Genomic DNA, 8,791 nt, shown 5'->3' with positions numbered 1-8,791 from the left:
GTTCGGGGTTTGTTAGGCCATAATGACTGGCAAAACCAGAGATTCGGTCGCCTTGTGCAGGTCAAAGCCTGAGTTGCCCATCGAATTTTAGACCTAACTCCTCGGAATTTGAGAACTCTATCAACATGCGATTACCCTGTTCAAATAACATGGTAATTCGGTTTTGTTTAATCTCTCCTAAACGCATCCGAATAATAACATGATCAAAGGCAAATAATTCGGACAGATACTCACAGGATACTCGAACCGTTACTAAGGCTAATCCTTGGCATAATTCTGTGATAATATCTGGGGCATTATCTTTGAGAAACATTTCTCGACAACGACCTTGCCATTGCACATAATTGGCATAATAAACATTACCGACTAAATTGGTTTCTTGAAAACTGACAATGTGATGATATTCGTAGGCTTTCATCATGATTATTTAGCGATTTTTCGAGATTAACAACGGTTTTAAAAGAACGCTATTGACAATTGACCAATTTTGTCAGCTGCTTGTCCTCTTATTTGGTCGATTGTTGCTTAACAACTGCGATGGCAAATTCTACTCAAATATGTCTAAACCGCGCTCTGGGTAGGCAACCCATATAAAGTTCATTTTGTCAAGGATTGTTAAGATGCGCTTACCCTGAGGGGCATAAAGTAGGAATTTTAAGATGATCATAGGTTATCCTGATAATGGTAAACTAAACACAAGTTTTTTATTTTCTGATTATACCTCATGAATCAACCGTTAACTCGTTTTTCTCAAGAATGGTGGTCTGCCTATCAAACGACATGGAACGAACAAGAAAACTTAGGTAAAAAGTTCACTAAATTGGGAAAAGTAATTCTTTGGTTTAGTGATCGTCAGGGGGTTTCTGTTTGTTCAGAATGGGATGATCAGGGTCAGATTGTTAGTTTAGAACTGATTGAAGAAATGGATGAATCTTTACCTATTTTTTCAGCAACTAGAGAGAATTGGGAACGATTTGTTAATCAAGAAATTGGTGCAGTTAAAGCGGTAATGACAGGGTTAATTGATTATCGAGGATCGATGACGATTATTGTTAAATATGGTCGTCACTTTGATTGTCTAGCACAAGTAGCTCAAAAAGTCAATTAGTTATTTTACCTCCTAATTTCTCAGTAGTGCATTAAATCCTTCTTGTTGAAAATGGCGATCAAAAGTTAAAACATCGGAGAGGTTTTGTTGTCTCATAATCAACATCGAAGCACAATCTGTTAAGCTATAGCTTTTATCTAGTCTTTGGCGATACAATAGCAATGCTTCAGCAAATAACTGAGAGGTTTGAGGGATAATTTCTACTGATGAGTCTTGGTGTAATTTATCCACAATGTCTAGGGCAGCATCCCTTAAATACCCACCCCTTCCAGATAAGGCATTGAGTAATTCAGTTAACACCATTTCGCTAGTAACAGATAGAAATATATCTAATTCGTCGGTAATAGCTACAGAAGATTGATGTAAACTATCACGAGTGTCAACCAGTGCTTGAAGATAAGCAGTATCTAAAAAAATCTTTCTCATTCGTCTTCGTAATCCTCGTCTCTGGGTGCGCCATACATATAATGTTCAAAATTGCGAGCAAAATCTTTAGGTAATTTGTTCCACTCTTCAATGGGAACTTTTTCACCAATTTCCACAATGGCTTTCCAAAAGGGTTTGTGGTTAGCGGTTTCTAAGGAAGAAGTATCACTATTTTCGCAGGGGATAGGAGTAGGGTTAGAATTGTCCATTGTTTTTGAAAGATTAGGATATTATTTATTATATAGCAATTAGGTGGAAAAGGCATGGCTGAGGTGACAGCTAATTACGACAAAACATGGAAAGAAGCGATTAGCACTTATTTGGCAGAGTTTTTAAGCTTCTTTTATCCCAATATTTATGAAGAAATTGACTGGAATCAAACCCCTATTTCCCTTGATAAAGAATTAGAACAAATTACGGCAGCTGCGGAAACTGAGCAACGCTATGCTGATAAATTATTGAAAGTTTGGTTATTAGATAATCAGGAAATCTGGCTTTTAATTCATATTGAAGTCCAAAGTCAATATGATCTAAAATTCCCTCAACGAATGTTTATTTATAATTATCGAGCCTTTGATTTGTACCATAAACCTGTTATTAGTTTAGCTATTTTAGGGGATGAAAGTAGGTCTTGGCGACCTGATTTTTATCAATATGGGTTAGGGGGAAGTCAAGTGAGAGTCGATTTTTTAATGGTCAAATTATTGGATTATCAATGGGAAGACTTAGAACAAAGTGAGAATATTTGGGCTATAATAGTCATGGCACACCTAAAAACTAAGGCTACGACTAATAATCTCAGGGAGCGTGAACAATGGAAGTGGAACTTAGTCAGAGGTTTATATCAAAGGGGATTAACCAAGTTTGAGATTATCAATCTAGGGAAATTCATTGATAAAATGATGACCTTACCCCCGCAACTTCAACTTAACTTTAAAACAAAACTCAGTCAATACGAGGAGGAAAACAAAATGCCTTTTTTAAGCACCATAGAAGAAATGGCTCTCGAAGAAGGAGCTAAATTAACTAGCCAAAAGTATATTATTTTAGCTTTACAAAGTCGTTTTGGGGAGATTCCTAATTCCCTGATTGAAACGATTAACCAAATTGAGGATGTATCTGTCTTAGAGAGTCTTTTTGTTCCCAGTATTACTATTAATTCATTGGAGGAATTTCAACAGCTAGTTAATGACTCTTTATCATAATATGAGAAGGAGAGCAATCATGCCTTTTTTAAGGACTTTAGAATAAAAGGAAATAGGGTGAGCAGAACCCACCCTAGGTTAAGTTTATTGGCGTTTCTTGCGAAGTTGAGTTAACCCCAATCCACCAATAGCAAAAAGTCCTAAAATTGAACTAGGTTCGTGTACAGGTGTACCGTTTGGACCCAAATAATAGGTAACATCAACCGTAGCATCTTGAGTAAATCCATTAGTTAATGCAACTAAATCAGCATTAGGACTTTGGAAAAAGAAATCAAGAAAATACTCACCACCATAAGCAATATCGTTTAACTGACCGAGTAAAGTTGAGCCAATAGTGTTGTTAATTGTGGGAGTTAATAAAATTGTGAAACTGTCAATGATCGGGTTATTATCCTCAAGCGTGCTGTCAAGCCAGTACAAATCAAATGCAGCTTCTAAAAGTGTTTCATTATCTTTAGTAATTGTTAAAACCCCCGGATCAAAGTAATGAAGACCATTAGCCGTAACTCCTCCATACATCAAATCAGTGACGTTAATGGTTGCACCGAATAGTGGGTCTCCAACAAAAAGGGGATCAATACTTTTAGAAAAGCCACCAGCAAGATCGGCAAAATTAATCACACCTGATGAGAAATTAAGGCGATTCGTTGTGCTATCGAAACTTACAGTAGGATTTTGTTGTGACCCAATAGTTGCTCTTGTTCTTTCACGTTGTGATACAGGGACTGGAATGCTATAAAGATCCCGCGCACCATCTTGACTACCAGCATCAATTCCTGCTAGGTCACGACCAAGATCCGCTGCTGGTCCTCCTGCACCTGATTCCATCAGGTTAATTACATCATTGATACCAAAGTGTCCTAACCCTAATGAATGACCAATCTCATGCAAGGCTACATTGTTGAAATCAAGCTGATTCGCACCAATAACCCCGTTTGTGTCGTCAAAATCCCAACCATTAGGTGCAGGCGGTATCAGGGGAAATAGTAAATCTAAATTGACAACATCAAATGCCGGTCCCCCTGTCAAAAAAACATCAATTTCTGCCGCAGCATTGGCAGCAACTTCCATAAAATCAATACTGCGAACGATAGGTATCCCATTAACGTTCAGTTGTAGCCCATTAACGGCCGCTTCCCAAGCAGTATAAGCATTATTAATACCAGTTCGCATATTCACCCCAATTGGATCATCGAACCAACGGTTTATATCGGGTGTAGGACTGAGGCCGTCGTGATCAAAACTATCAATAAAACGATAGCGTACAGCAGTTTGATTACCTTGGCGAATAAATCCGTGGGCATAACCAGTTGCAGAATTGGCATAGTCATTTGGATTGACGGTTAAAGACTGGTTTCTTGCTTGATCAAATCGCCAGTTACGATTATCCCAAACAGCATAAGTTCCAAATCCTAAACCACCCCCAATATTGACGGTACTCGTTACGTCACCACCACCATTTTCTATCCGTTTTCCATTCAGTGGATGGGTATCGCGGTGTTGATGTTCAGGTCCAGGTATTGCCCCTGGGGGATTCCAAGGGGTTTCTGGATTACCATGAGGATGAGGAGTTGTTGAAGGAATGGCTAATCCCGGAGAAGCAACTCCTATTCCTAAAACACTTGCAGCTAAAGGGACAACAAATCCTAAGCGGAAGGTGAGTTGTATATCTAGTGAATTGCTCAACATTGTTCTAAACTTCCTTAAAGTAACTACATTTGATTTCAATTGAACAATCTCTTTGCGTTTAAAGACACAAAAGAGACAACTTTTCAGCACAATTAACTAGAAGAATAGGGTAAATACTCATTTACCCCCATTTTCTTAATACTTTCTTTGACTTTGGCTGAAATTTAAACTAATCTCCCCTCATTCATAGGTGGAAAACGATGATAATACATGGCAATCATCATGGGAATTAGAACCATTAAGTTATAGAAAAGATGCAGTTCTAACCGAGGAAACCAAATTTGTCCAATACTAATAGGAACGCGAGAATCCCATAAGTTTTGACCAATAATTGCCTGTCCTAAGAGTAAAGCGTGTTCAAAATGATGATAGAATTGTAATCCTAAAGCCAAATCCCACCAAAGACGAGCTTTTCCATGAAAAGAAGGCCGAAAAATAGCTAACCCTAATAACATAAAAAGAGCGTGTCCATAGTGTAGCCATTCCGAGCGCATTAACCAAGGTTTCCAGAGTCCTAATAACCCTAAACATTCTGGTCTCGGTCATCCTAAACCCCACAATTGATAAGCTTGAATAATATGTTCTGAGATGTGGGCAATAGTCACTATCATAAAGATTTGCATCCCCAATTTATGCCAGCGTCCATTCATCGCATAAACGAAAGAACGAATGATATTTGAAATCAGTTGAATAGGGTTTCTTTGGTTGGGAATTTGTCGAACTGTAGTCATGATTTGGTTCTCCTGTGGTTTAAAAAAGGGTAAAACTGGATAAGTTTTATCAGAAAACCTTTGCTGGTTCTGTCTGAAGTAAATCCGATTTTTTCTGAACTGTTTGGACAAATATTGCCAAGATGAAAGCTGTCTTGATTTCTCGGAAAGAAACAGGTAAAGTGATGATTAAATCCTTTCCTGAAGATAACCACAAAATAGGGGATAAAGGGGTTAATTGTTGAGAGAAAGACGATAAAGTTAACGGGATATCGAGACTCAAACCCGCTTTCTTAATACTTTCTTTAGCAGACCAAATGCGAGTCGCTGCCATATTAAAATCCTCATGATTCTCTTGACTAATTACCTCCGCTAAATTAAAGGAATTTTCCCCCAATAAATCGCGCCACATCTGCACATCACGGGGGATAATCGGTTCCAGATCGCATCCTGACGCACCCTTAAGCACAAGGGTTAAATCTTCGGCATGAGACACCGAAACCGCCTCGTTATGGCTTAATTCGGGCTTGCCATCCCCCCGACGCTGAATTACACTAGGGGATGAGGTTAACATCCCTAAACTGCGATCGCTTCTGAATCGTCTTTCTACCGTTGCATCCCGATCGAGAATTAAAGTTAAATCGACATTAGGCATCACCTCCTTAATCTTTCGTTCTAAATAACAGGGTAAAAGGGCTAGAATACAAGGATATTGAGGATTTCTGTGTTTAATCACCTTTAATTCCAATCCTTGCCACACTTCTAAGAGATTGCCATCGTTATCCAATACCTCAACATCATAGACAAAGGTATCTCCTTGATGCAGTCTTTCTTTGGCTGAAACAAACTGATTTTCGCCTAAATTGACAGAATATACCGTTAAGCGTTCTATGCCAGTGGGTAAAATAGTGGCATGGGGAACACAAGCTTGTAAAGCATGGATAACGGCATCTCTTGCCCCTGCATCGCCTAAAATCAGGGATTGAGGTAAATAACGACTAAACCAAGCAGTTTTTTGCTCAATGTTAATTTCTGCAATACATTCGGTTGCTTTGAGATGAGAATAACCCTTAATTCGTTGAAATCTTGCTTTATGGAACAATAAATGACCATATAAGTCCGTATCTGGGTTAATTTGAGGGTTATTTTTTCCTTCTTTAAGGGAAACAGGGGGGATCATTGGGCGACAGTCTGGCACCCCTAGAGAAGAATGGCTGATGATGGCTTCAAAATGATCGATACTAAACCCTGTATTGGCACAGCGAATAACGGCCTTAACCTTTCCAGAATCGGTGATTAAGGTAGCAATTTGTATCTTTAAGGGTTGATCGGCAGAAACCACGATCGGACGGTTAAATTTAACCGATTCAAACGTTAATCCTCCAGTTTCCCCCTTGTTAAGGGGGACGGAAGGGGGATCTTGGTTTTCCCCCTTGTTAAGAGTTTGATCCTCCTTCCTTGCTAAGGTGGGGAGTAATGCAGTGGCCACTTGTGCGATCGCTTCTAACCCCAGGACACCGGGGAAAATGTATTCTCCTTGATAAACATGATCTTGTAAATAAGGATCATTGTCTAAGGATAATTCTGCTTCAGTAATCAGTTCAATTCCCGTGTAATGAACTTTCTTTGTCTCTAAAAAGCGGAAAAAAGATAATTCTTGCGGTTTTAAGCTTAAAGTGGGAGGTTCACCAAAACGCCCGGCGATGATAACAGAGGCAGTGGGTAGGGATTGATTTAAAAGTAAATGTAAGTATTTAATGCCAATATCGGGAGAAATAGGGGTAATGCCTTCATTTCTTAGCTTTTCAACTGTTCCTAAACGTTCTCCCATGCCAATACCGGACTAAACCGACCATTCTAGGTTTAAACAGCGACAATTAGGGTATTTTCGACTAAATTCCGCTACAATATTCCCTAACCATTCATTGGCTAACCCATAGTCTGCTTCTCCTTTCAATCCAGTCTCGGCAATAATTGAACCGAAGGTGATTAAATAATTGAGAGAATCGGGGTTAATTTCCGTTAAGATATGTTGCAAACCCTTGACTTTTGGGGCTAAAGTTGCTAAGAAATCTTCTGGTTCGAGATGTTGAATTAATTTCGGTGTATTAACCCCCGCACTGTGTAAAATTCCCGTAATTTCTCCTAAATTTGTCTTAATTTCGGCGATAGTTTGCTGAACTGACTCAGCATCACTGACATCACAAGAATAATAATGGACTTGGATGTTTGCAGACTTCATTCTTGCTAAATTTTCGGCTAATTCTTGGTTATCTTCAGGTTGAGAACGTCCTAAAATCGCTAAGGTAGCTTTATTCTCTTTAGCTAAGGATAAGGCACATTCTGAGGCAATACCTCTCCCTCCTCCCGTCACCAAAAGAAGCTCCTTGATTTTGCTTTTATTTGACCTTTTTAGGTCTTTTTTCTGCTTAGGGTTATCGGGATCTTTTTCTAACCCTAACAAGTTTAATTGACGAACAAACCGTTTTCCGTTTTCATCATAATAAACTTCTGTATAGCTATCGGTTGCAGTGATTTCTGAGAGAATGATATTAACTGCATTGGGATGATGAAAAGGAATATCAATCACACAGGTAGGAATTTGACGATTTTCTAGATAAAAAGTTCTCGCAAAGGACGCATATCCTCCTCCTTGTTGAATCAAAATCAAGGGTTTTTTCTCTTTTATAGATCATTTTGCTCCTTTTAAAAGCAAATCAATTTCTGATTCATCAGGATGGGGGTTTAAACAAATAATGATCCCTTTTTCCTGCTCATGCTTTAAGGTGGGTTGTAAAACAGATAAGTTAGGTAATAAAGGATGAGCAGCATGGGCGATAATATGCCAATTTTCCGCTTTTTCTCGATTTATTTGCTTTTTATCTGATTTAATTAACGGTTTTTCGATTAATTCAACCGTAAACGCACGCACCCAATTATCAACACCCATAGGAATTGATTCTTGAGGAATTTGAGGATTATTTTTTCCTAATTCTTCTAAAGCTGCTGCTAGATCCTGAATAGTTGCATTGGCATAATCTGTCGGTGAATGGGGAGGAGATAAGTCTAACTGACGCGCTGCTTCGATCACTAATTGACTGACACTGATAGAATTAAGGTGCAGATCCGCCAACAAGCGATGATGATTTTCAATGGTTTCTAGGGGTAATTCTGTTTTTTGTGCGACTAATTGACGAATAACTTCAATTTTTGAGGTTTCAGGTTTGAGGTTTTGGCTATGATTAGGTAATAAAAGATCAATATTCTCTACTTTTGCCTGTTGACTTTTGCCTTTTGCCTTGATCTCACATGGATTGGCCATAAAATGGGGTTGATAGTCTAAATTAAAGGGACGACTAAATCTATCTTCAAACCCACATTCCGCACTTCAGTTTGTAGTATAGTAAGATTACGTTTGAAGGTGGGGTGTGGGCGCCAGGAAATTGTCCAGGGCTCAAAGCAATTTTGGGGACGCAGAACATAAGGCTCTTCGTTACCCTTTATGCTAAATTAACAGACAAGATGCCAAGACAACATACTTCTAACCCAAAAATTCCGAAAGTTTCTAAAGCCATAGGCTCTCCGTTTTATTAGTTTAAGTTTATTGTTGATTCCCTCGACCACCCCATTCGTTGTCCTTTGCTCGAAATAAC

Annotated in this window: 12 protein-coding genes; 2 read left to right on the top strand and 10 right to left on the bottom strand. The window is 38.8% G+C overall.

The window, feature by feature from the left end:
• Window positions 1–61 precede the first annotated feature (61 nt).
• Window positions 62–421, bottom strand: coding sequence for an acyl-CoA thioesterase (locus IM322_RS02380; RefSeq protein ID WP_287676637.1), 360 nt, complete (start codon window positions 419–421; stop codon window positions 62–64).
• A 303-nt stretch (window positions 422–724) separates the two neighbouring features.
• On the opposite strand from IM322_RS02380, the gene IM322_RS02375 reads away from it, so the two are divergent.
• Window positions 725–1,108 (top strand): hypothetical protein, encoded by a 384-nt coding sequence (locus IM322_RS02375; RefSeq protein WP_079209460.1) that lies wholly within the window; start codon window positions 725–727, stop codon window positions 1,106–1,108.
• 12 nt (window positions 1,109–1,120) lie between these two features.
• Here IM322_RS02375 and IM322_RS02370 read toward each other — a convergent pair whose 3' ends face one another.
• Window positions 1,121–1,534, bottom strand: coding sequence for a type II toxin-antitoxin system VapC family toxin (locus tag IM322_RS02370; protein WP_287676635.1), 414 nt, complete (start codon window positions 1,532–1,534; stop codon window positions 1,121–1,123).
• Complete coding sequence (locus IM322_RS02365) at window positions 1,531–1,743, bottom strand: hypothetical protein (protein ID WP_002762577.1); 213 nt, start codon at window positions 1,741–1,743, stop codon at window positions 1,531–1,533. Before IM322_RS02365 ends, IM322_RS02370 begins: the two co-directional genes overlap by 4 nt.
• Window positions 1,744–1,797: 54 nt before the next feature.
• On the opposite strand from IM322_RS02365, the gene IM322_RS02360 reads away from it, so the two are divergent.
• The gene (locus IM322_RS02360) at window positions 1,798–2,739 is read left to right on the top strand and encodes an RpnC/YadD family protein (RefSeq protein ID WP_287676632.1); all 942 of its coding nucleotides are present in this window, start codon (window positions 1,798–1,800) and stop codon (window positions 2,737–2,739) included.
• An 84-nt stretch (window positions 2,740–2,823) separates the two neighbouring features.
• Here IM322_RS02360 and IM322_RS02355 read toward each other — a convergent pair whose 3' ends face one another.
• From IM322_RS02355 to IM322_RS02325, 7 genes are all read right to left on the bottom strand, one after another.
• Entirely contained in the window at window positions 2,824–4,518 is a 1,695-nt protein-coding gene (locus IM322_RS02355; protein ID WP_287713086.1) for a PEP-CTERM sorting domain-containing protein, read from the bottom strand.
• Between the two features lie 74 nt (window positions 4,519–4,592).
• A complete protein-coding gene (locus IM322_RS02350) occupies window positions 4,593–4,883 on the bottom strand; it encodes a hypothetical protein (RefSeq protein ID WP_287676628.1) in 291 nt (96 codons plus the stop codon).
• Between the two features lie 87 nt (window positions 4,884–4,970).
• A complete protein-coding gene (locus IM322_RS02345; RefSeq protein ID WP_287676626.1) occupies window positions 4,971–5,159 on the bottom strand; it encodes a hypothetical protein in 189 nt (62 codons plus the stop codon).
• Window positions 5,160–5,208: 49 nt separating this feature from the next.
• Window positions 5,209–6,969 (bottom strand): polyketide synthase dehydratase domain-containing protein, encoded by a 1,761-nt coding sequence (locus IM322_RS02340; protein WP_287676624.1) that lies wholly within the window; start codon window positions 6,967–6,969, stop codon window positions 5,209–5,211.
• A gap of 12 nt (window positions 6,970–6,981) precedes the next feature.
• Complete coding sequence (locus IM322_RS02335) at window positions 6,982–7,809, bottom strand: SDR family NAD(P)-dependent oxidoreductase (protein ID WP_287676622.1); 828 nt, start codon at window positions 7,807–7,809, stop codon at window positions 6,982–6,984.
• Window positions 7,810–7,830: 21 nt separating this feature from the next.
• Window positions 7,831–8,460, bottom strand: coding sequence for an acyl carrier protein (locus IM322_RS02330; protein ID WP_287676620.1), 630 nt, complete (start codon window positions 8,458–8,460; stop codon window positions 7,831–7,833).
• A 188-nt stretch (window positions 8,461–8,648) separates the two neighbouring features.
• Window positions 8,649–8,791, bottom strand: a 143-nt coding sequence (locus tag IM322_RS02325; RefSeq protein ID WP_287699090.1) for a transposase, incomplete at its 5' end; no start/stop codon positions are given.

The sequence above is a fragment of the Microcystis sp. M109S1 genome, from assembly GCF_020247025.1.
In the GTDB taxonomy this organism is placed as follows: Bacteria; Cyanobacteriota; Cyanobacteriia; order Cyanobacteriales; family Microcystaceae; genus Microcystis.
The sequence above is the reverse complement of the archived record's forward strand: the minus strand, read 5'-3'. Positions and strand labels throughout refer to the sequence as shown.

Excerpts from the sequence above, each read along its gene's own strand:
- IM322_RS02380 (WP_287676637.1), bottom strand. The coding sequence starts at position 421 with ATGATGAAAGCCTACGAATATCATCACATTGTCAGTTTTCAAGAAACC.
- IM322_RS02375 (WP_079209460.1), top strand. The coding sequence starts at position 725 with ATGAATCAACCGTTAACTCGTTTTTCTCAAGAATGGTGGTCTGCCTAT.
- IM322_RS02370 (WP_287676635.1), bottom strand. The coding sequence starts at position 1,534 with ATGAGAAAGATTTTTTTAGATACTGCTTATCTTCAAGCACTGGTTGAC.
- IM322_RS02365 (WP_002762577.1), bottom strand. The coding sequence starts at position 1,743 with ATGGACAATTCTAACCCTACTCCTATCCCCTGCGAAAATAGTGATACT.
- IM322_RS02360 (WP_287676632.1), top strand. The coding sequence starts at position 1,798 with ATGGCTGAGGTGACAGCTAATTACGACAAAACATGGAAAGAAGCGATT.
- IM322_RS02350 (WP_287676628.1), bottom strand. The coding sequence starts at position 4,883 with ATGTTATTAGGGTTAGCTATTTTTCGGCCTTCTTTTCATGGAAAAGCT.
- IM322_RS02345 (WP_287676626.1), bottom strand. The coding sequence starts at position 5,159 with ATGACTACAGTTCGACAAATTCCCAACCAAAGAAACCCTATTCAACTG.
- IM322_RS02340 (WP_287676624.1), bottom strand. The coding sequence starts at position 6,969 with ATGGGAGAACGTTTAGGAACAGTTGAAAAGCTAAGAAATGAAGGCATT.
- IM322_RS02330 (WP_287676620.1), bottom strand. The coding sequence starts at position 8,460 with ATGGCCAATCCATGTGAGATCAAGGCAAAAGGCAAAAGTCAACAGGCA.